This window comes from Flammeovirga sp. OC4 (assembly GCF_000812565.1).
Taxonomy (GTDB): Bacteria; Bacteroidota; Bacteroidia; order Cytophagales; family Flammeovirgaceae; genus Flammeovirga.
In genome coordinates this window covers 1-21,228 of sequence record NZ_JTAM01000027.1, presented here as the reverse complement: position 1 = coordinate 21,228, position 21,228 = coordinate 1, and the positions used below count along the sequence as shown (strand labels likewise).

At 35.1% G+C, this 21,228-nt stretch carries 14 protein-coding genes and 1 pseudogene; 7 read left to right on the top strand and 8 right to left on the bottom strand.

What is annotated here, in order from left to right:
- Positions 1-27: 27 nt before the first annotated feature.
- From PL77_RS15840 to PL77_RS32305, 3 genes are all read left to right on the top strand, one after another.
- Positions 28-465, top strand: coding sequence for a MarR family winged helix-turn-helix transcriptional regulator (locus PL77_RS15840; RefSeq protein WP_044207311.1), 438 nt, complete (start codon positions 28-30; stop codon positions 463-465).
- Between the two features lie 62 nt (positions 466-527).
- Entirely contained in the window at positions 528-1,466 is a 939-nt protein-coding gene (locus tag PL77_RS31350; RefSeq protein ID WP_044207309.1) for an NAD(P)H-dependent oxidoreductase, read from the top strand.
- A gap of 493 nt (positions 1,467-1,959) precedes the next feature.
- Positions 1,960-2,478: a hypothetical protein gene (locus tag PL77_RS32305; protein WP_216595909.1), complete on the top strand. Its 519-nt coding sequence runs from the start codon at positions 1,960-1,962 to the stop codon at positions 2,476-2,478.
- Between the two features lie 105 nt (positions 2,479-2,583).
- On the opposite strand, the gene hpt is transcribed toward PL77_RS32305, so the two are convergent.
- Complete coding sequence (hpt, locus tag PL77_RS15825) at positions 2,584-3,132, bottom strand: hypoxanthine phosphoribosyltransferase (RefSeq protein ID WP_044207306.1); 549 nt, start codon at positions 3,130-3,132, stop codon at positions 2,584-2,586.
- A 253-nt stretch (positions 3,133-3,385) separates the two neighbouring features.
- Here hpt and PL77_RS32300 point away from each other — a divergent pair, with 253 nt between their 5' ends.
- From PL77_RS32300 to PL77_RS15810, 3 genes are read left to right on the top strand one after another with little or no spacing between them, the layout of a single operon-like run.
- The gene (locus PL77_RS32300) at positions 3,386-4,063 is read left to right on the top strand and encodes a hypothetical protein (protein WP_063769027.1); all 678 of its coding nucleotides are present in this window, start codon (positions 3,386-3,388) and stop codon (positions 4,061-4,063) included.
- Between the two features lie 6 nt (positions 4,064-4,069).
- A complete protein-coding gene (locus PL77_RS15815) occupies positions 4,070-4,933 on the top strand; it encodes a hypothetical protein (protein ID WP_044207303.1) in 864 nt (287 codons plus the stop codon).
- Positions 4,934-4,935: 2 nt separating this feature from the next.
- Positions 4,936-5,481, top strand: coding sequence for a hypothetical protein (locus PL77_RS15810; protein WP_044207300.1), 546 nt, complete (start codon positions 4,936-4,938; stop codon positions 5,479-5,481).
- On the opposite strand, the gene PL77_RS15805 is transcribed toward PL77_RS15810, so the two are convergent.
- The 5 genes and pseudogenes from PL77_RS15805 to hisE form a co-directional block, all read right to left on the bottom strand.
- Positions 5,476-6,318 carry a DUF4249 family protein gene (locus PL77_RS15805; RefSeq protein ID WP_044207297.1) on the bottom strand — a complete coding sequence of 281 codons (843 nt, stop codon included), beginning with the start codon at positions 6,316-6,318 and terminating at the stop codon, positions 5,476-5,478. The genes PL77_RS15810 and PL77_RS15805 overlap by 6 nt on opposite strands.
- 7 nt (positions 6,319-6,325) lie before the next feature.
- Positions 6,326-8,926 carry a TonB-dependent receptor gene (locus PL77_RS15800; RefSeq protein ID WP_044207294.1) on the bottom strand — a complete coding sequence of 867 codons (2,601 nt, stop codon included), beginning with the start codon at positions 8,924-8,926 and terminating at the stop codon, positions 6,326-6,328.
- Between the two features lie 227 nt (positions 8,927-9,153).
- Complete coding sequence (locus PL77_RS15795) at positions 9,154-10,659, bottom strand: helix-turn-helix domain-containing protein (RefSeq protein WP_256380343.1); 1,506 nt, start codon at positions 10,657-10,659, stop codon at positions 9,154-9,156.
- Positions 10,660-11,057: 398 nt separating this feature from the next.
- Positions 11,058-11,315, bottom strand: a complete 258-nt coding sequence (locus tag PL77_RS15790; RefSeq protein WP_156152396.1) for a hypothetical protein — start codon at positions 11,313-11,315, stop codon at positions 11,058-11,060.
- Between the two features lie 158 nt (positions 11,316-11,473).
- A pseudogene (gene hisE / locus PL77_RS15785) lies at positions 11,474-11,743 on the bottom strand (phosphoribosyl-ATP diphosphatase); the annotation flags it as partial.
- 356 nt (positions 11,744-12,099) lie between these two features.
- On the opposite strand from hisE, the gene PL77_RS30690 reads away from it, so the two are divergent.
- Positions 12,100-12,711, top strand: a complete 612-nt coding sequence (locus PL77_RS30690; protein WP_052444476.1) for a hypothetical protein — start codon at positions 12,100-12,102, stop codon at positions 12,709-12,711.
- A 133-nt stretch (positions 12,712-12,844) separates the two neighbouring features.
- Here the strand turns inward: PL77_RS30690 and PL77_RS15775 are convergent, their stop codons facing one another.
- On the bottom strand, positions 12,845-14,269 hold the full coding sequence (locus PL77_RS15775) for a hypothetical protein (protein WP_044207288.1): 1,425 nt from the start codon (positions 14,267-14,269) through the stop codon (positions 12,845-12,847).
- Between the two features lie 714 nt (positions 14,270-14,983).
- Positions 14,984-20,836 (bottom strand): PKD domain-containing protein, encoded by a 5,853-nt coding sequence (locus PL77_RS30685; protein ID WP_052444475.1) that lies wholly within the window; start codon positions 20,834-20,836, stop codon positions 14,984-14,986.
- Between the last annotated feature and the right edge of the window lie 392 nt (positions 20,837-21,228).

The following is a 21,228-nucleotide window of genomic DNA, read 5'->3' as shown; positions in this document are numbered from 1 at the left end:
TTTTGTATAAATAAAATGATAAATAGGATGGGTGATCAAAGTAAATCTTTTCAAGAATGCTGTTTGTATTTTACAGCCAATTCACTTTCCCGCTTTATAGGGAATATTGCTAACGATGCATTTAGAGTGACGGGCTTACAGACTTCTTATGCTCATTTGTTGTTATTGATTATTGAAGAGCCCGGTTTGAGCCAAGGTGAAATCAGTCATAAAATGAATTTAAAACCATCAACGATCACAAGGTTTATTGATAAATTAATATCAATGGGGTATGTGCAACGTTCACAAGAAGGAAGAACAGTATATATTCACCCGACAGAAGAAGGAATCAAAATGAAACCAAAATTGGATCAGGCATTAGCAGATTTATTTGATAAATATTGTGAGGTTTTAGGAAAAGAAACGGCCATTAAGTTGACAGCTGACATTCATAAAGCCAATCAAGCTTTAGGAGAAAACGAATAGAGAAATCAATTCTCTATTTTTTTATAAAAATATTTGTATGTACAACTAAAAAATAAAATGACATGAAAACATTAATGATTGTAGCACACCCAGATTTAGAAAAATCAATTGCCAACAAATACATTTCAACTACTATAAAAGAGAAAGTAGAAAATGTTGAAGTGAGAGATATTTTTAAATTATACCCAGACTATAAAATTGATATTGAAGCAGAACATGAAGCATTATTAAAGGCAGATACCATAGTTTTCCAATACCCTTTTTATTGGTACAATATGCCTGCAATATTAAAAGCTTGGTTTGATGCAGTATTTTCATTCAATTTCGCTTACGGTCCAGAAGGGGATAAGTTGAAGGGTAAAAACTTTTTATTGAGCATTACAGTAGGTGGCCCGAGTGATGCTTATTCACCATTAGGATACAATCATTTTAGAATTGAAGATTTCTTAAAGCCTATGGAACAGTCGGCTTATATGTCTCAGATGAATTATTTAGATCCAATTTATGTGCATGGAATGGTTTACGTGCCTGGTGTTTATAATACGCAAGAGATCGTTGAACAAAGAGCCGAGAAACAATTGAATAGCATTTTTGAAACATTAAATACTTTATCGAATGCTGATCCAGAACAAAAAATTAAAGATTTTATCAAAGAGTGGTTTGCTCAGTTTGATGTACTAGGAGATGAAGGTTATTTCACAAATCATTTATTAAAAGACACTGTATTAAAATTCCCTGAAGGAGAATTTAAAGGACATGAAGGTTTCAAAGAATGGTACGATGGTATCAGAAAAACGATAAAACCGAATAACAAACACTCAGTCAAATCGATTGTAGTTACAGAAAGCAATGGCCTTTATAATGTTGATTTAAATGTAAGTCTAGAAGCTGAATTGACAAGCGGAGAATCATTGAATTTGAATGTCAAGGAAGATTGGAAAGTGGAAATTACTCGAGATGACAGAGTGAAAATTCATGAATATATTGTAAAACCATTTTAATGAAAACGATAAAAACAGATCAAACTAATTACATTATTAATACATTGTAAACTAAATTTTCGAATATTTATGGCATTTAGAAATCAGGAGATTTCTGCTGATTTGTAGGACACGAATGACGCTATCGCTTAACATTCGCGCCAGTGGCATTCTACCCAATTCGTTTGGCAGTACTTTCCTCGGCCTTGAAGGGAAAAGCGTCAAGAATTTCATGTATTGAGCCGTTAATAATGATTTTGCTGTTTGAGTATCTCAAAACGATGAAGTTTTGATCGAGTTATCCTTTCAATAGGTGAGAGAAATGGAATTTAGCTTTTGACTTCAAAGCCTTGAATTTTTTGCTTCGTTTTTGTTTCAAGACAAAAATGAAGAAGAAGGAAGTTTGAAAGTAGATCCTATAAATGTTTGCAGAAAGGTCTATTAAAAGTTGACGATAATTTAGTTTACAATGTAATTAATCACATTAAGTTTATTAATCCCAATCCATAAAACCATGAGTCAATCCAACAATAAATTATCACAAGAAAGCTATTCAGTACCGACGGTAGATTATGTTACACTGATGGGAGAAATTAGAAAACGTCAGTTTACAAAAAACGATATCAAGAGTTTCGTCTATAAGGTTTTTAGCATGTACGAAAGAGCTACATGTGACAATGTGAACGTATCGGCGGATGAGTTTAAGCCTTTCATTGATGAAAATATTTATGTTGATTTTCCAGAATATCAAATTAGAAATTGGGAAGAGTGGAAAACATGGCATCATTGGATTCACGATATGTTGGTTTCAGACGATCATGAGATAGAATCGATAAAAGTTGATTTCCTAGCGGATGGGAGGTATCAAGCTACTTTTGATGTGCATTGGAGAGCAGAGTTCAAAGAAGGGTCTTATGTAGAAAACCAATTAAGACAAGTGTGGATAATGCATGAGGAAGAAGGAAAAGACTTACCAGTCATAGAAAGGTACATTGCAAAAATGAATGACCCTATGGTGGTCAGCACTCAATAAGCAAGGAGTACAAAGTATTAGGAGCATTGAAAAATATAAAAGGCTTTCAGAAATTAAAAAATCTGAAAGCCTTTTATATATATAAATCTCGTGTTTGAAAAGAGATTAAGATTTATCTTTTAAAACTAAAATCTCAGGAATATTTCTTCCAAAGTGGTCATAATCCAAACCGTAACCCACAACAAAACGAGGGTCGATTTCAAAACCTACATAGTCGATTGTAATAGGAATTTTAAGTGCCTCAGGCTTATAAAGTAAAGCACAAACCTTTACTGAAGCAGGTCCCATTTCATCAAGATCTTTCAATAAAGCTTTCATTGTACGTCCTGTATCCACGATATCTTCTACGATGATAACGTGTTTACCTCTTACATCTGCTTCATTGAAACCGATCAATTGTTTCACTTTACCAGTACTTTCAGTACCTTGGTAAGAGGAGTATTTTACAAATGAAATGTCCATTTCAAGGTCAATTTCTTTTGCAAGGTCTGATGTAAACATGAATGAGCCATTCAATACACTCACCATCAATACGTCTTTACCTTCGTAATCTTTTGTGATTTGTTGTCCAATCTCTTGATTACGTTTCGCAATTTCCTCTTTACTGATAAAAGGAACGAATTCTTTATCTAATACTTTTGTGACTTTAGCCATGAGTTTTTCTCTATAAGACTATGTTGATTACTCTTTCTTTTGAAAATTAGGTAGTTGTGAAAAATATTTTATCGATGGAATCTCTTCAACAACCTCAGAAAGTAAAAGACAAATATAGTATAGTAGAGTCAATAATAATTGTGAGTATTTCCTAAATGATTACTTTATCTTAAATTTTTGGAATTTTCATTCAATTGATTCAAATTTATATAAGCATTTTTATAATCAAATTATAACCCCTTAATACTTATCTATGTCAGATCAAGAAAATGTTGGGTTCTTCCAGAACTTTGTCAACAATATTGAAGATTATATCAACAACTTAGTTACTCTAGATATAAAAACCATTGTCGGTGATTTCCATGTAGAAGGAGAGAAAGATGAAATCATAAAAAAAGAAGGTACAGACTTCAAAGTAATGAATAGCAAAATTCATCTTTTAAAAGGTGATGTGACTTCTTATGTAAGTAATGATCTGGTTCAAGATAGATATGCTTGGGTTCGTGATTTTCATGCTCAAAAAGAACAACATGGACATGCAATTATCAATGATAATATCAAAGCGGTTTATAGTTTGTTTGAGTTGTATGCCAAAACGAAGGGAATAGATGTGCCTCCTGCTGATTCTTTTTACAGTAGTGCAGCTTCAGCTCCTCAACAAGTTTTGCCTACGGCTACAGCACAACCTGCTCTTTCTTATAATCCTGAAGAAACGGCATTTGATCCTTCGCAAACGGCGGCAGCGGCTCCTGATTATGAAGCGGCAGCATTTGATCCAGCTTCCACTGCAGCAGCAGAAGAACCAATTGCAGATGCTCCAGCCTTAGATACTCCTCCAATTGATTACGATGCTCCTGCAGCAACTTCTTCTGACGAAGAGACTTCAGCAGAAGGGGACAATGAGGACGAAACTAAAAAAGAGGAAGAATAGCATACAATGGAGAAATCCCTAAAGTCTATCGCCAATGAGCTATTAACTTTAGAAGTTAATACCATTTTAAAAGAAAATACCACAGGTGCTAAAATGCCTATCAATAAACGTTTGGCCTTAAGAGATATCATTGAGAGGTACAGAAAAACATTGATAGAGTATGGTATTTGTGAAAAAGCCAAAGGAACACCTCCTGCTATTGATGCTTCAGGTAAAGAAAAATTTCTCTTGCGTTTTGAAGGAGCAGGTGAATATTCATATTATGAAGTAAAAAGAGCAGCACAAGAGGGAAAAAGATATTACGAGTCTTTGTTACCAAAAATGCAAACGGAAGAGCAATCTGAAAGTTTGAAGGAGAGGATTCAGATGCTTTACAGAATCGAGCGACAAAGTGCCAACTTCATTGGAATGTTCAAAATGCAGCGTACTAAATTAGCTATTGAAACAAAGCAAGGGCAGAGAGGTTACGATGATGAATTCCATGATGGAGGTGCAGGTCAATATGAAAGGTACCCTTCTCAAATGGGTTCACATAAATGGAACAATGATATTTTGCTTCGCGAAATGAATGAAGTGGAAGAATTGGATTTGGGAACGGAACAGATTACGCAGATTCGTAAAGCTTGGGAATTGGGTACGCAGCAGGTTTTACTTCAAACAGTGGTACAGATTGATGGTGATGTCACCTCTTATCTTACACCAAAGTTTGTCAAACTACCACCCGAGTTGAGAAATATGGTGATGAATTTCCATCAGAATTCTACCAATGAAGCAACAGGACATTGGTCTTCGTTCTTCAAAGTACTGACTGATTTAACGGGAAAAGCGTTTTCATCCATTTTTGGAAATAATAAAACTACTGAATCATAGAAATGACAAATTGGGAGGTATTTAATGCGAAGCTCAAACAACTCAAAGCATCAAAGGATGCGGCTGAGATGTTGGTGGAAACTTTCCAAAACGGAGGGGTAGAGATCAATACCCCTCTGCTTTTAAAAACTGGAGGGGAATATAGTTTTATGACCGTAATTCAGTTGGATGCCGATGTGTTTAATTATATTCCTAAAATGACAGACACTGAAATTCAACTTAATTCCAGTCAGATCAAAAGGACTTTAAGAAGGCATTGGTATGAAGTGGAGTTTGCTTTTTTTAAGTTGAAAACCAATCAAGAGTTTTGGGATGCGTTGTCTTATTTTTTGATGACTTTGGCCAATTCAATATCAATTCTATATGCAATTGATTTTCATAATGCCGTAGAATCTATATTGAGTATTGTTGTGGCTTTTTTATCCTTTTACTTTAGAAAAAAAATCAAAGAATACATTAGCCCTTACCTGATTAGAGGAGGTTTTAAGGTGTATAAGTTTGCACAACCTTTGTTCAAAAAATACTTTAAGAAAAAACTCGCATTATAAAGTATCTCCTACAGCAAAAACTTCAGAATCGTCTACTCCTTCTAAAGAGTAATAACCAAAAGATTGATCTCCTGCACTACTGATAAAATTACTTCTTGGGTTATCTGCAGAAGTGTTTGTTCCTGAAACATCAATTAAATTATTGAGTGATCTATAATAGTCATAGGTGTCTCTGGTCAGTGACTTAAAGTGGACTTGTATCGTATCACTTTCTGAGAAGTTTTTATTTATAAACTCTACAAAAACAGACTTTCCATCAATACCCTGGTCGGTATAAAGCGGTATTTTATTACTGGACAAAAGAACCAATTCTCCATTGATTTTTTGTGATACTCTCCAACTATAATAATTCCTCTCATCTTCAGGGTCTGTAAAAAAAATCCTCAATACATAATCATCGGGTTCACTAGTAGCCTTGAAACCAATAGAATCTATAGGCACCTTTGTAGGCATTACCATGGACGCTTGATAAAGTGTGTCGGGGTCTTCAATACTACCTGGTAGATAGACGGAGAAAAAATAACGTTTGTCTTCTTCTAACTCTACATTATTTTGGGCTTCATATACTGCACCTACGCTTGAAGTATTGACGTGATTAAATGAAAAAGTGTTGGTACCGTTAGATAACACCACACTGGCATTTTCAATAGGAGGAAAGTCTATTGTATCATTAAACCCCAAAGACTTAGATAAAACTACTCTGGAAATAACATTACTCTCAGAGATATTGGCATCAATGATTGTACTAGGTTCACCGCTAGGTAAATCGAGCTTGACAGGTTCTTCACACCCTATAATCGTTAAAAAAAGTAGTATAATTAGGCCGTAGTTTTTCATTGCTTGTTTAGAATTTAAAGTTGTAACTGAACGAAGGTATGATACTAAATAGGTACACTTTTACAGTTTCTAATTCTTGTGGGTTATTGTTTTTACTTCTAAAAATATAAGAATAGGTATTCTTACGTGCATAAACATTATAAATAGAAAAATTAAAACTACTTTCATTTTTCTTTTGTTCGTTCATTTTTCTGTAAAAAGTCAATGAAACATCTAAGTGATGAGTACTTGGTAATCTTGCTTTGTTTCGATCTCCAAAAATAGGAACAACATACCCTTCTTTATAATACTTGCCAATAGGGGCGGTGTAGGGACGGCCAGAAGCATAATTCCAGACAGCAGAAAACTGAATTTGTTTGGAGATTTGAACGGAAGCTAAAATATTAAATACATGGCGTTGATCCTGATCTGTAGGGTACCAATTGCCATTATTAATTTGAGGTATTTTTATAAATGAGTAACTATATGTATAAGAAACAGATCCGGTAATTATTCCTTTTCTTTTTCTGAAAATTGTTTCCACACCATAACTTTGACCAATGCCGGTGGTAACGTCCGTTTCCACATGATCTGTCACGACATATCTACCATTGGGTTTAAATTCCAGAATATTATTTGAAGTTTTGTAGTATGCATCCAAAGAAAAGTCATACACATTATCTCTTGATTTGGTAAGGTACCCAATAGAATATTGGTTATTGATCAAGGGTTCGATGTATTTGTTGGAAGGAATCCAAACACCAGAATTACTAGGTAGTGTAGTCAAAGCCAACTCTTGTGCATATTGTGTCATTCTATCATAAGCAACACGAACAGATTGCTGTGGAGTAAGTGCCACACTGACTGAAAACCGGGGATCTAAATTATGATAAGAATGATCAAAACTAATTCCTGAATTTCTTACTGTATCAACGATATTACCATCAGAAATACTATCCGCTTGCAAAAGGAAAGGTTCAATATCGTAAATATATTCTCTTTCATTTCTAACATTGTCAAACCTAGAGTAACGTAATCCAAGACCAATTTTTACTTTTTGATTCATATTCCATTCAAAATCAGTGTAAGCTCCTGATTCTACGGCTCTGATATCCTGAGGGTCATTGGGTGTGACAATGGATTGGTCATCAAAAGGGGTGATACTACCTTGATTATAAATGTGTAAAATACTTTCTACACCTGCTTTTAATGTGATATTAGGAGTGAAATATTGTTCTACTTTATACTTTAAACCATAATCATCCAATGCATAGGTGGTCCTGTAACTTGTTTCAGGGATATTATTTACAATATTGGCAACATCGTAGTTGGTATACCAAAATGTCAGGTTACTGAAGGTCTTCGGAGAAAGTAAAGAAGACCAAGTCACATTGGCTGTCTTATTGCCCCACTCACTGGATGAAACATTTTGAAAAGCTAACTTATCTCTACTAAAATAACCAGAGACCGAAAGTGTATTTTTCTTATTGAGTTGGAACTTTAATTTAGAACTTAAATCATAAAACACCACTGTATTAATGTCGCCTCTTGTTGAACTAGAAAGTAAATCAGTATAAGGTCTTCTTCCAGAAATGATAAATGACGATTTATCTTTTACGATAGGAACCTCTAATGTTGCGTTGGCGGACATTGTACCAATTCCTCCTGAAAATCGGAGTTTCTGGTTATTTCCTTCTTTCAAATGAACATCAATAACTGATGAACCTCTCCCCCCATATTGTGCAGGAATACCACTTTTGTATGTTTGTACATTTTTAAGAGAGTTGGTGTTAAAGATAGAGTAAAAACCTAAGCTGTGTGTAGCATTATAAATGGGTACATTATCAATTAAAAAGAGGTTTTGATCTGTTCCACCGCCTCTTACTGAAATCTCAGAACTTCCCTCGTTGGCACTCTTAAACCCTGGCATTAACTGAAGTGATTTCATAACGTCTCCTTCTCCCAAAATGAGTGGAAGTTCATTCGTTGCTTCAGGTGTAACGGTGGTGATATTACTCAATTGTAGTATACCGTCATAAACCTCTGAGTTACTTGAAAGTACTACAATTTCTCTTAGTTTCGTCTCCTTAATTTTCAGGTTGAGGTTCAGTTCTGTTTCCCCCTTTACATCGATAATTGTATCAACACTGGCATACCCTAATGATTTGATAGAAACAAGGTATTTTCCAGCGGGAACAGAGATAGAATAAAAACCATTAAAGTTACTGACCGTACCAATGGAAATATCTTCGAAGAAAACGGTAGCACCAATTACTGTTTCCCTTGAATATTGATCTCTGATGATTCCGTTGACGGGGTATCGGGTAAGTTTTCTTCCCTCTTTTGAATCTAATGGAATTCTGATAACAGACACAATTACATCGTCTCCATCCATTCTGTATCCTAAAAATTTTCCATCAAAAAGTGCTGTTAGTACTTCTTCCAGTGTGGCGTTTTTCTTTTGAAAAGTAAAACGATTTACTACAGGGAGGTTGTCATCGCTATAAATAAAGTTGAGATTACACTCTTTAGAAAGAGTATGAATAGCTTCTGACCAACTGACGTTATCAAAATTAAAATCATACTTCTCCTTTACTCTTTTTTGAGCAAAAAGGAGGGAGCTACTCATACAGATGAAAAGTACTAAACAGAAGATATGTTTTGTGTGTAATGTCACAAAAATAATTAACGATGAAAAAGTTTAAGTCCTAAAGATTATAGGTACTTAATTATTTAAAATACAGAAGACGAAGAAACATATAGAATTGAATAATTCCATGAATCTCTTCGTCTTTTTAATATGTTATAAGCAACCGTAATTGCTATAATACACTCAACAGCAGAATTATTCTCCGCCTAAGATACAACAGGTTTTCCTAAAATTGCTTCTAAAGCCGAAATTCTTTCTTTTTCTTGTTGTTCTTTTTTCAATACAATAGAATCAGAAGCTCTTACCTGACAGTCTACTGAAGGACAACGCTCACATGTTTCATTGACAAATTCCATCCTTACTTTTTCTGATTGCCATAATTTGGACTTTTCTCTGAAATTGTCATTGATTAAGAATCCAATTGTAATACTTGTATCAATAGTTTCGTCTACTAAAGGCAATGCTCTAGCAACACTGATACAGAAGTATTCTTTTCCAGATGTGATATATCGTGAAGTTTGGGCATCGCAGATATATTCGTCTTCTTTTCCTTCAGCTCTTGCTTGCTCAAGATCTTCAAAAATTTTCAATGAAACCCATCTTCTGCAATAATGCTCACTTAATACCGTACCATGTGGACTGTGTAGACCATCAAGGTGAAGCTCTTTGGTGAGTGAATAACGATTGGAACCCGGAATATGATCTAATCGTAAGAAGAAGATCTTACTTAACCCAAAGTGTTTTGGTAGAATACTCGTAAGTCGGTGAAGGAATGTTTCTGGAGAAGTATTATGTTTTACAATTAAATCTAACATCTTCTCATTAGAGAAGGTATTACTATGTACAATTGCTTCTAGGTCTTTCACCAATGCCTCTTCAGGTACTAAAAAGGCACCTGCAAAGTAAGTCGCCATATAATCATTGAATAGCATATCAAATGATTTGACTTGCATCCAAGAGTAGGTCATCGACCTTTCCTTAAGGTTTAACACCTGAAATGCAGCTTCACGTGCATAAATAAACGTACGTCTTCGAGCATTCAGCTTTTTATTGATCATCAAGACATGCGTTCCATTGTCTTCCACTTTAATTACTGTTCTTAAAGTATCTAAAGCTTCATGTTCCGAAAGGCTTTCTTCATCAATTCTGTAGTTACAAAAAGTGGTAAGGTATTGACGAAGTTGAATTTCTAATGGCTTATCATCATCTATGATTTTTCTTCTAAACTCCTTAGCCGCTACCTCAACATGTTCAAAATAGTTATCATGGATTTCCTGATAAGAACGTAACACCGAAAAGTAAAAGTTCTCTACGGTGAGGTTGTAATTTCTTGAAATCTCAATGATGGTATTGATGAAAGCAGAAAGTTTGGAAGGAGCATCAGACATTAACTCCAATAAATTTCTTGGCTCTAAACCAAAAACATCAAGTGGTAATTCTTGAAGGATATTAGAGTTCAATAACTTTGAAATTGCCCCCAATTTTTTGGAAATCTTCAAAGACACCAACTCATCATAAGATACTTTTAAAGCAGCTGCGAGTGATGTTATTTTATTTCTCTTCGGGTATTTTTTTCCTTTTTCAATTTCGTTGATATAGGAAACAGACATTTCAGCCTTTTTTGCTAATTCCGATAAAGATAATTTCTGCTCTTGCCTATGCATTCGGACTTTCAAACCGAAAATAAGGCGTATATTTTCTTCTAATATCACAGGATATATATTGACTAACTTGGTTCCTAATTTGATTTTCTAATACACTCAGCACCAACACTAATGATCCACAACACTCGAAATCATCGGCATAAGCACCCTTTCATCTATTCAATAGCAACAAGATACTATCTAATCACGATCAAAAATACTTTATGGTGACTAATAAATGTAAAAATAGCACAGTTTTAATGAAAAATCGGATTTTTTGCGAATTTTCGCTTTCATTTAGTATTTCGTTTTCTTAAGTTTGTAATATCAAATAACAAAACACTGATTTGTTACTGTAAGAATTTCTACTCAGTAAGATATTTTACGCTGATAATCAGATATATAATTTTTCGTTTTCAAAAAAAGGCTACCTTTTCAGAAGGTAGCCTTTTTCGATTCCGTAAAATTTATGAAGCGAAGAATACAAACAATCCACTGACAAAAACCAACAAACCCGCTGCTGCAATAGTTGCAGTCCCATAAGCTACAAGGTCTTTTGCTAGATTGGCCTTGCTCTGAGAAACCACCGCTTTGGAGTGTCTCGTAGCAAAAGCAATTCGTATTCTGTTCTTTTTTTCTATAGGCCAAGAAACCATATCGGTACTCATCTCTACTACCAAATCAAAATCTTCCCTCAGTTCATGGTCAATCGTCAGTCTCCTCAAAAGTGTTTGACTTTCAACGGGACTCAGTTTTCCATTGAGATACTCATCTATGAGCTCAAAGTTTTGAAATGATATAGATTCTAAGGTTTTCATGTGTTTCTTGGGTAGTATGTTGTTTTGTTCTATAATTTAATCAAAATCAAGCATACTTACATAATTTACTTGTGACGTTCTTCTAAAATTTTTGTCACATCTTCTAAACTATAACCTTTAGCACGTAATAGTACAATATAATGATACATTAAATCGGCCGCCTCATTTAAGAATAATTCTTCATTATCATCCTTAGCCTCAATGACTAATTCTACCGCTTCTTCACCTACTTTTTGAGCCACCTTGTTGATTCCTTTTGCAAAAAGACTACTCGTATACGAAGTATCTGAAGGAGAATCATGTCTGTCTTTGATGGTCTGCTCTAAAGCTTCAAGAAATTTTATCGACATAGTAACGTGTAATTGTTTTGTTAACTTAGTGTAATCTTAATCTAATACACTCTTTCTTAAGCGCAAAGGTACAGATTTTATTTTTCAGAATTTCAAATTCTCCTATGAATCAATGGAAAAATAATACGGCAGAGAGTAATTACATGTTTTATTCATAAACGCTACCTATTTTCTTTCCATCTATCTTCTAAAAAAGAGAACAAATTGTTCCTTTTGAAATAAACTATGTAAGGGGCTTTTTGGTTTCAATCAATTTTACAACCTTTGCAAAAATAAATTTATTATAACACTTAAGTGGATTCACTAACAGGAATACACTTCCAATAATAACGATTGAAGATATGGCACTGAATACACGCGTTTTTGTTTCTGATGTAGATAATTTGGGAGATGGAAGATATTGTGCAGGAATGGGAGTTGAATTGATTGGCTTTCCCATTGAAGCATCACATAAACGTTTTGTGTCTCCTGATAAGTTTAAAGAAATAGCAAGTTGGTTGGCAGGAATTAAGTTTGCTGGTGAGTTATACGAAACCGCTGATGTTAATTTGGAAGAGTACGAAGCAATTGATGTTTTAGTGACAGACAACCCTGCTTTGGTCAATGATTTATCGAAATTAGGAAAGCCTTTAATTTTCAGAATTAAAGTAGAAAATAACCTTTCAGAAATCGAACAACAAATGTCAATCTTGGATCAACAAGTGGAGATGTTCCAATTGGAGTTCGAAGAAACATTATCAGAAGAAACTTTAAAGCAGTTGAAATCATTTACTGAGGAATATAAAATCTTAATCGCAGGTGGTTTTGATGAAAACTCAATCAATGATGTTTTAGAAACTGTAAATCCAGAAGGTATTGCTTTAAAAGGTGGTTCTGAAGTTTCAGTGGGTGTAAATACTTTTGACGGATTGGTAGAAGTAATTGAGGCTATTGAAGCAGATGAGTGGGATTAATTCCTGAACTTTTTAGATATTAAAAAAGCGATCTCTTTTTTTGTAAAGGAGATCGCTTTTTTTACTACTAACAAATGATGGTTCTATCATAGTGTGATTGTAATCACTCTTCATATTGTGGAGAAATTGGTCGTTAAGTATTTGCTTTGCTACCCTTATCCTCCTTTTTATCCTCTGTAGTTTGACCATTATTAGTTACCATATTAGTAGCCGTTTTTTGTATATCAGCAACTTTAGTAATGACATCTTTGGCGGTGTCTAGAACAGATACATTATCTTTAGTGTCTCTTGAAACATATGGAGCATTATGTATTTTATTAATTGATTCTAAGAGCATTTTACTTTTACTACTATCGTCTTTTAGTAATTCTGCATAGTGAGATAATGAATATGCAACAGAGGCTTTAAAAGCATATTCTTCTTTTATATTACGCTCTTTATTGTATTGAGAAATACAATAATAAAGAATATATATAGCAGGTATTGTTTTTAACGTAGTTGATATGAGAAGTAATGGGTCAACAGACACAACATTTTCAGTTAATTGATAAAATACCATGTATATAAAAACTAAAGCTACTATACCAGTTATATATATTGCTATTCTCCATTGATCAAGAGTTTTATTAATATCTATGACTCTCTGAGAAAATTTTTCATGGAGTTTATCTTCTACAATAAGGTTTAATAATCTTTTTACTTCTTCATTGTTTGATTCTAATGTTTTAATTGTTGAGACTAGTTTACCAGCTACTTTTGTATACTCATTTTTAGTTACATGTGCCTGGGTAACACTTTGATTTAAGTCTTTTTTTGTACTTTCAATATCTTCTATTAAAGATTCAATAGTTTTAAAAGATGCTTCTGACTGATAAGATAACTTATCTATCTTTCTTTGACTCTCATCAGCATAGTTAGCAAATTCTTCAGTTTTTTTCCATCTCTCTTTAACAGTTTCCTCTTCTTCGATTTGGTCTTTATAAAATTTTTCAGCTTTATGTAGTATTTTTTCTGATCGCTCAATTAAACCTTGGACATGTATTTTCATTGTCTGTGTTTGATCAAGATATTTTTTTAATCTTTCATTTTCAGAATGTAGTTCTTCAATTTCATAATCAGCGTCACTTTTGTCCCATATACCAAATGATTTCTGAAAATGAATTAATGCAATCAATGCTTGAATAGGGGTATCGATAATTTGAGGTTTTTCTTGACCGTTGGCATTATATACTTTAGATATTGCTACTTCTATAATATTGTTGTAAGTATCCTTAATAGATAAATGACTTGTTGAAATTACATCTTCATTTGTACTACGATCTTTTTTAGAAATGCTATAAGGAAAGTACAAGGGAATAAATAAACTATCAGATTCTAATTCTCTAGAAAAATTAGCTGTGACTCTTTCAGTTAGTGTTACATATTCAATTGCGTCTATATCATAGTTATTAAAAGTAATCTTATTATTTTTTTCTGCCTCAAGGACCTTATCATATGTCGTATTAGATTCAAATTTTTCTAATAACTTTTGAAATTGCTTGGTTTCTATTTTATTCATTCGTTCAGAAGAGTTTAGTTTTTAAAAAGTGAGATAAGGTAACAAAAAAGATGTTTTGATTAAAGTACTTCGAAATTAAATTTCTATTTCACTGTTGGTAATTAACGATTGTAATTTTGTACATTGTTTTCATAAAAAAAACTGAACTATAAAATGAATGAAGTAGCAATTCATAAGACTTTGCAAGATGTATCGAACAAATTAGGTATAAGCCAACAATACGTGCTTAAAAGTTAACCTTATTTATTTCTCTTACCCAGATAACGATTTGGATGAGAGAACCTTTAAACCTACTAACAATTCGGTTTGTATCCCCCTTTTTGTATTTGGAGTAGAAACGTGAACCTTGAAAAGGTTTGTCATTATTTTAGTTGGTGTTAGGGGGGAAGGGTGTAAAGCTTTGGAAGAGAAACAATTTGAGAGGTTTTAAGAAGCATTGATGTAGGATGATGAGTAAAAAAGCCACTCAATATTTATGGTTTTAGAAATTTCATGATTTCTAATGATCTTTAAGTATAAATGTCTCTATCGCTTAACATTCGCATACTTAGGTTTACAACTTTATTAGTTTGTAGAAATGCCAATGAAATGATTGCATAGTTTGTTCATTACTTTTGAATAGTGCGAAGTGAGCACAAAAAAACACCCACTTCAAATTCTTGAAGCGGGTGTTAAGGGTAGAAGTTCTCACAACTAAAACCATGATAGAGGAAATTACTTCTTCACTATTTTGTGTACAAATAATTTTCCTTGGTGGATAAATTGGACAATATATACTCCGGTTTGTAAGTCTGAAATATTGTATGACGTTTGACTCTTGTCAAATGACTTGAGGATTGTTCCTGTTAGTGAATAGACTTTTAAAGAGTTGGCTGCTACATTGATTTTAAATGCATCAGAGACTGGAATAGGGTAGATGACTGGTTTTTCCTTTTCCAAAAGTTCGTTGTTGGAAATAATCGTGGACCATTTGGCATAAAGAGTGATTTCACCTTGGTCCGATGCATCTATCGAAGTGACTTGATTGGTGAATGCTGTATCAGTGTACCAACCCTCAAAATTATAACCGCTTTGTATGGCAGGCTCTAATTGAATAGTTTCTCCTTCTGTGTAGGTAGAAGGGTTGTTGTGTGAGAAACCATCAATGTAGGTAATGGCATTTACTTTTAGCCATTTAGCGTATAGTGTCACGGCCTCTGTGTTTCCTTTTGAAATTTCTGTCATTGAATTTTCAAATGAAGCTTCAGTATACCATCCTCCAAAAATATAATCTGCTCTTGAAGGATCTTTCAATTCTAAACTATTGGAAGACACAAAACGTGGAGGGTTTTCATTTTCAAAATCATCTACATAAGTAATGTCATACCAAACAGTTTCTTCTCCTTCCTTTTCAGCTTGTCCGTAGACTTCCATTTCCCAAAGGCTATAACCATATGGAGTACCTCTTTGTGTCCCTAATAGTCGGATGTATTGACAGCTTCCGTATACTTTCAATATGTCTGTTTCACCATCGCCATTTGTTTCTGTGTAGATGGTATGCCATTCGTTTGCATCATCTGAAACCTGAATTTCGTAGGCTATACCAAAAGCACCTTCCCAGTGTAAAACCACTTCAGAAATATTATATCTTTCATCAAGGTCAATCATAATCCATTGAGGATCTTCAAAAGCACTTGACCATCTTGTATCCATACTACCGTCTACAGCATTATGACCGCTTACACTACCATTTTCTTCAGAACTTGTAGTTGTGGTTTTGTTGAGTGCAACATTAATTCTTTGGATTACATTGATCATCACATCAGCAGATGCACTAGCTCCTTCATTATCTGTCACGACTAATGTAACTAGGTTGAGACCCATTTCTAATTTTACAGTAGGTTGTACTCCTCTACCAATTTCTACATTTCCTTTATACCATACATAACTATAGATAGAACCGTCTTCGTCACTACTTTTTGAGCCGTCCAATACTACATCAATAAATTCATCACCGTCATCTTCCATGATTTCAAGGTCGTCTCCAGCAGACGCTAAAGGTGCTTTATTGTCGCTTCGAGTCACTATCACTTTGATTTCATCAGAAGCATTGGAGTTATGATTATCGAAAACATGTAGTGTCACGATGTTCGTCCCAACTGGGAATGAATAATTGAATGAGGATGTAGTTCCGATTTCTTCTCCATTAAACATCCATGAATATTTTACGATAGTACCATTAGCATCGCTACTGCCTGAGGCATCCAATGTTACATTTTCCATGCCGTTACCATCGGTATCGATAACCAAAATGTCTTCACCTGCATTGGCTAATGGAACTTGGTTCACAACAATAATCAATTCATCGGTACTTGTCTCCCCGTCATCATCCGTGACCTCCAAAGTAATGATATGGTCACCGACAGCAAGGTCGACAGTCACGGAAATATCTGTTGCGATTTCAGTGTCTCCGATTTTCCAAACATATTTCTCGATAGTGCCATCACTGTCTGTACTCAGCGAAGCATCTAAAGTATAGCTTTCCCAACCGTCTAGGTCTTCATCGATCAACAATTGATCTTCCCCAGCTTTTGCGACAGGTGCTTCATTGTAAGGGTCAACCACAATTACTTTTACTTCTGTTTGTCCAGTAACACCATCATCATCGGTTACTTCAAGTGTTATAAAGTAGACTCCTGTTGATAGTGTGACTGTTGGGTTGATTCCTCTGGCAATTTCAGTTCCGTCAATCAACCATACGTACTTTTCAATGTTTCCATCACTATCTGTACTTGCTGATGCATTGAGTGTGAATGTCGCAAAGTCATCGTTATTATCATCTACTACAGTGATGGATTCGCCTGCATTGGCCACTGGAGGTTGATTATTAGGGTCAATTACCGTCACTACTATTTCGTCTGTTCCTATAAGTTCCGCTTCATCTGTAACTTCTAAACGGATGGTATGAATTCCGGTGCTTAACTCTACAGAAGGAGTACTACCTGAAGCAATTTCTTGCTCACCGATAAACCATTTATAACTGACAATTTCGGTATTGGCTTTTTCAGAAGCAGTACCGTCTAAAGAAACCATAACAAGGTCGTCATCGTCATCATCGTTGACCGAAAAATCCTCACCAGCGTTTGCTATCGGTGACAATCCACCATTCGTAATCGTAACAAGCACTTGATCGGTAGCGGAATTTCCTTCGGTATCAGTGATGGTTAGCGTGACTTCATAAGTACCTCTGTTGAGTTCCACTTGTGCAACCTCACCCGTTGCGATTTCTTCTCCATCAATCGACCAAGAGTAGCTTTCGATCTCTCCAGTATGATGAGCACTATTGGAACCGTCCAATACAATTGTTCCTTTTCCTTCCCCTTTGATGTCTAAATGAATAATGTCTGAACCAGCATTAGGAATAAGTCCACCATTGAGGGCAACTTCACCTACGCCATCCCATTTTAAAACTCTTACATAATCCACCAGCATTTTGCCTGGTAGATCAGCAGTCACTTGAGAAGAGTTAGCAGCATCAGTAAATGTTCCTCCGACAGCCAAATTCAGGATAAAATAGAAAGGTTTATGGAATTCTTCCGAACCTTTACCAATAGGAAAAGCATCGGCATATAAATCAAACTCGACGCCTTCATCTTCGACCGTTAATCGCATTTGATGTTGATTCCAATACAGTCTATAAATCAAGAAGCGATCCGTCAACGCCGTGTTTGCTTGGTACCCTTTGTAGTAGTAAGTATCGAAGGCAATACTAGCGGCACAATCTGGATTACCTCCTGAACATGCTGCATCATCATAGTAGATAAGATTACCACCCACTACATCATTTTCAGTCGTATTGATAAAACCTTGAGATTCTCTGAAAGACCTTCTATGTCCCATTTCCATCATATCAATCTCACCCGACCTTGGCCATCCTACTTCGGGTAAATTAGTACCTAAAAGCCAAGCAGCAGGCCATAATCCTGTCGCTAGATTATCGGGTACTTTCATTCGCACTTCCACAAGGCCATATTTTATACTGACTTTATTTTCTGTAGTAACTTTACCAGAAGTGAACTCAGCGCCTTCTTTATTTTCTTTTCTTGCTTCCAATACCAATGCACTGTTGCCTTCTTCTCCTTCTATAGGTTCAATAAATACATTGTCGGCGTGATAATATTCAAGTTCTTCATTACCCCATCCACATAAATCAGGGCAACCATCCCCTTCAATTGCATTCCAGATATTTGTTTCAAAAGCATTAAATTGATCTTCCCAAAGAATTTCTCTGACATCAATTTTCATCATGTCCGTAGCAGTATTTCCGTCTTTGTCCGTAACTTTTAATTGAACATGATGTACACCAGCATTAAAAGTAAGTGTGCTTTTGGGGTCAGAGGAAAGTACAGCACCTCCTTCGCTCCATTCATAACTCACAATATTTCCAGAGCTGTTACTTCCATCTAAAGTGATCGTTTCAATACCATCTTTATCAAGATCCGTAATTTCTATGTCTCTTCCGGCATCGGCAACCACTGTATTTGCACTTAAAGTGACTTCACCTTGTCCTTTCCATTGATGTACTTTTACATAATCAATATAAACTTTGCCAGGCAATGGAACAGTTACGTCTTCGGGTTCAAAAATATCAGGAAAGGCACCACCAACCGCTAAGTTGAGCAATAAGTAGAAAGGTTTTTTAAATGCACTTGCTTCACCTGTAGGAAAAGGGGCTGCGTATAAGTCGTGCTCAATGCCATTATCAACTGCCGTCAAACGGATTTCATCAATATCCCAGTACATTCTGTATGTCATGAAACGATTGTTCATAGGTGCTCCAGGCATATATGGAGTGTTATAATCAGAGTCATAGGCAATACTTGCAGCACAAGTTCTGTTATTGGCATCACATGCTTGGCTAGTATACCAGAGTAAGTTAGCTGCTACATAATTATTGGGAGAACCACCGTGACCTTCCCTTGCTCTTGCACTGACTGAATGCCCCATTTCCATAATGTCAATTTCACCACATTGTGGCCATCCTACTGAAGCATGATTGACACCTAAAAGCCAAGCAGCAGGCCATAGACCACCATTTACATCTGGCACTTTCATTCTTACCTCAATCATTCCATATTTTACGGCCACCTTATTTTCAGAAGTAACTTTACCTGATGTAAAAGCACTATTTCCTGCTGATTCTTTTTTGGCTTCCAGTACCAAAGCAAAGTTTCCAGGTTCTTCAGCAATTTCTTCAATGTAAACATTATCGCTTTGGTAACTTTGAAGTTCTTTATTACCCCAACCACAAAGGTCTTCATCACATCCATCTCCAATAGAAATGTTCCAATGATCGGTATTCAATTCAGAAAAGTTATCTTCCCAAATTACCTTGCCTAAATCTTGACTGCCTACTTTTACGATGATATGGTCTTTGGTTGTATTGCCGTTCGTATCTGTAATGGTCAATGTGATTTTATGAGTACCTGTTTCGAGGTCAACATCTTCTACTTTTTTCTCGTTGCTGATTATTTGCTCACCGATAGACCATGAATAACTTTCAATAGGACCGTAGCTTCCTGAAGCATCTAACGTGATTTTTTCATCTGTATTAATTTCTTTGTTACCACCAGCGTTGGCCATTAATTTATCCGCAGTATAAATTTCACCCTTACCATTCCATTGATGTACCCTGATATAATCGATGTACATTTTGCCTGGCAAATCAGCTGTTACTTGACCGTTGGTTAAGGCATCTGTAAAGTTTCCGCCCACGGCAAGGTTCATAATGAAGTAAAAAGGCTTATGGAATTCAGTGGAAGCACTACCAACTGGAAAAGGAGCGGTGTACAAATTGTAGACGTTTCCTTCATCCTCAACTGTAAAACGCATTTCATCTTCATCCCAGTAAATTCTGTAAGTTAAGAAACGATCTGTAAGAGGAGTTTCGCCCCTGTAAGGAGTACAGTAGTAATTGTCAAAAGCAATACTTGCAGCACAATCTGGATTACCATCGTTGCATGCTTCTTTGTCATAAAAAATCAGATTTGCACCCACAACATCATTTTCTGTACTTCCTCCTAAGTTTTTTTCATTACGAAAATGAGCTTTATGTCCCATCTCCATGATATCAATCTCACCGCATCTTGGCCATCCTTCAGTGCTATGGTTGGTACCAAGAAGCCAAGCTGCGGGCCATAATCCTGTTGCGAGATTGTCGGGTACTTTAATACGAAATTCAATCATTCCATATTTTACACCCAATTTGTTTTCAGTGGTTACTTTACCAGAGGTAAACGCTTGGTCTCCTCTGTTTTCTTTTTTAGCTTCTATGACTAGGGCGTAGTTTCCAGGCTCGCCTGGTATTTCTTCTACTTTAACATTGTCCCCATGATAGTATTGCAATTCTTCGTTACCAAAACCACAAAGTTCTGGACAACCATCTCCTTCAATGTTGTTCCAAATAGATGAATTATAAGAGTTGAAATTTTCTTCCCAAATAATTTGCCCTACTTGAGCCTGTGTAGTAGTGGAGAATAAGAAAAATGCAATCAATAGTAAATTGCTTTTCCAAAAATGTAATTTCATACTTTAATTAATTGTTGATTTAAGTGTAGATGCAACAAGTTTAATTTTATTCTGTATGAGAACGTAGTTTAGGGTGTCAATTAAAATACAATACACTTCATGATGGACTACAACATTATCTCATCAAGGTTTATTTTTTAATTCTTAATATATTGTTTTTGAGTGTTTTAGGTTTGTTGTTTTTATGCATTAAAAAAGGAGGTCGTTGAATGGGATAAGGAGGGAAAAGGAAGAGTGACTTTGTTCTTTATGGATTGTAAACTTAGTTTTTTCATCTATCAATCAAGGTTTCTGCTATCTTTAAGGGTATTACTTCCAAGCTACCTTCTTTTTCATTGCTAATAAAACGAAATAAAAAAAGCTTGGCTTAGAAGTCAAAAGCTAAATTCCAT

Coding starts and splice junctions, on each gene's coding strand:
- PL77_RS15810 (WP_044207300.1), top strand. CDS start 4,936: ATGACAAATTGGGAGGTATTTAATGCGAAGCTCAAACAACTCAAAGCA.
- PL77_RS32305 (WP_216595909.1), top strand. CDS start 1,960: ATGAGTCAATCCAACAATAAATTATCACAAGAAAGCTATTCAGTACCG.
- PL77_RS15815 (WP_044207303.1), top strand. CDS start 4,070: ATGGAGAAATCCCTAAAGTCTATCGCCAATGAGCTATTAACTTTAGAA.
- PL77_RS15805 (WP_044207297.1), bottom strand. CDS start 6,318: ATGAAAAACTACGGCCTAATTATACTACTTTTTTTAACGATTATAGGG.
- hpt (WP_044207306.1), bottom strand. CDS start 3,132: ATGGCTAAAGTCACAAAAGTATTAGATAAAGAATTCGTTCCTTTTATC.
- PL77_RS15800 (WP_044207294.1), bottom strand. CDS start 8,926: ATGAGTAGCTCCCTCCTTTTTGCTCAAAAAAGAGTAAAGGAGAAGTAT.
- PL77_RS30685 (WP_052444475.1), bottom strand. CDS start 20,836: ATGAAATTACATTTTTGGAAAAGCAATTTACTATTGATTGCATTTTTC.
- PL77_RS31350 (WP_044207309.1), top strand. CDS start 528: ATGAAAACATTAATGATTGTAGCACACCCAGATTTAGAAAAATCAATT.
- PL77_RS30690 (WP_052444476.1), top strand. CDS start 12,100: ATGGCACTGAATACACGCGTTTTTGTTTCTGATGTAGATAATTTGGGA.
- PL77_RS32300 (WP_063769027.1), top strand. CDS start 3,386: ATGTCAGATCAAGAAAATGTTGGGTTCTTCCAGAACTTTGTCAACAAT.
- PL77_RS15840 (WP_044207311.1), top strand. CDS start 28: ATGGGTGATCAAAGTAAATCTTTTCAAGAATGCTGTTTGTATTTTACA.
- PL77_RS15775 (WP_044207288.1), bottom strand. CDS start 14,269: ATGAATAAAATAGAAACCAAGCAATTTCAAAAGTTATTAGAAAAATTT.